The sequence below is a fragment of the Corynebacterium sp. L4757 genome, assembly GCF_043673995.1.
Classification (GTDB): Bacteria; Actinomycetota; Actinomycetes; order Mycobacteriales; family Mycobacteriaceae; genus Corynebacterium.
In genome coordinates this window covers 1-1,121 of the sequence record NZ_JBIMEN010000014.1, presented here as the reverse complement: position 1 = coordinate 1,121, position 1,121 = coordinate 1, and the positions used below count along the sequence as shown (strand labels likewise).

Sequence of the window (1,121 nt, the reverse complement as noted above, 5' to 3'; positions counted from 1 at the left end):
CTCGTCAATGGACCCAGCAGGCCCGCCGTGCAGGAAACATCCCAGAACCCGTGCCCGAAGATTTGGCTGCCGAAAACGCGAGGCTACGCCGTGAAAATCAAGAGCTCCGCGACACCAATGAACTTCTGAAGGCTGCCTCAGCTTTTTTCGCGTCGGAACTCGACCCAAAACGTCGGAAATGATCCGGTTCATCGATGAATACCGGAGTAGTTTCTCCGTCGAGTTCATCTGTAAGACGTTGAAAAATAACCGGGCTGGTGGGTTTATCACCTCGCGTGGGTATCGCCAATCCAAGGCCCGTGGATTAAGTGCTCGTCGCCTTCGCGATGCTGCGCTGGTTGATCGCATTAGTGCTGTTCATCGGGATAATTACGGTGTTTACGGTGTGCGGAAAATGTGGCATGCGCTTCGCCGTGAAGGAATTGATATCGGTCGTGAACAAACCGCCCGGCTGATGCGCTTGGCCGGTGTTTCTGGCAAAGGCAAAGGCGGATCACCTATCACAACCCGAAAAGCTAACACGCCTGATCTGCGCCCAGACTTAGTCGAGCGTGAATTCAAAGCCCAGGGTCCGAATAAACTGTGGGTGGCCGACATTACGTATGTGCGCACGAAGAAAGGCTTTGTGTATGCCGCGTTTGTCACCGACGTTTACTCCCGACGGATTGTTGGGTGGGCGTTATCAGACTCGATGCGGACCGAAGCACTGCCACTGCAAGCTCTCAACCAGGCGATCGTGTGTGCTGAGGAAACAACAGGTCTCATTCACCATTCGGATCACGGGTCGCAGTATGTCAGCGTGGTCTACAACGAGCGACTTGCCCAGCACGGGATTGCCGCTTCCACCGGAAGTGTCGGCGACTCTTACGACAATGCTCTGGCCGAAAACGTTAACGGCTCCTACAAGAACGAGCTGATCCATACCCGCAGGTGGGATGACGTGATCGAGGTAGAAATCGCGACGTTCGAGTGGGTGTCATGGTGGAACGAGACTAGGCTCCACCAAAGCTTGGGATACCGAACTCCGGTCGAGGTGGAAACCGAATTTTGGAAGCAGACCCCGCCACAGGAAATAATGGAAATCAAGGCAAACGCCTAGGAACAAAACTCGGGGCACTTCA

At 54.4% G+C, this 1,121-nt stretch carries 1 protein-coding gene and 1 pseudogene; both read left to right on the top strand.

Features of this window, described 5'->3' with window-relative positions; genetic code table 11:
• A pseudogene (locus tag ACG98I_RS12285) lies at positions 1-182 on the top strand (transposase); the annotation flags it as partial.
• Positions 179-1,099, top strand: coding sequence for an IS3 family transposase (locus tag ACG98I_RS12280; RefSeq protein WP_394719950.1), 921 nt, complete (start codon positions 179-181; stop codon positions 1,097-1,099). The pseudogene ACG98I_RS12285 and the gene ACG98I_RS12280, both read left to right, overlap by 4 nt.
• Positions 1,100-1,121 lie beyond the last annotated feature (22 nt).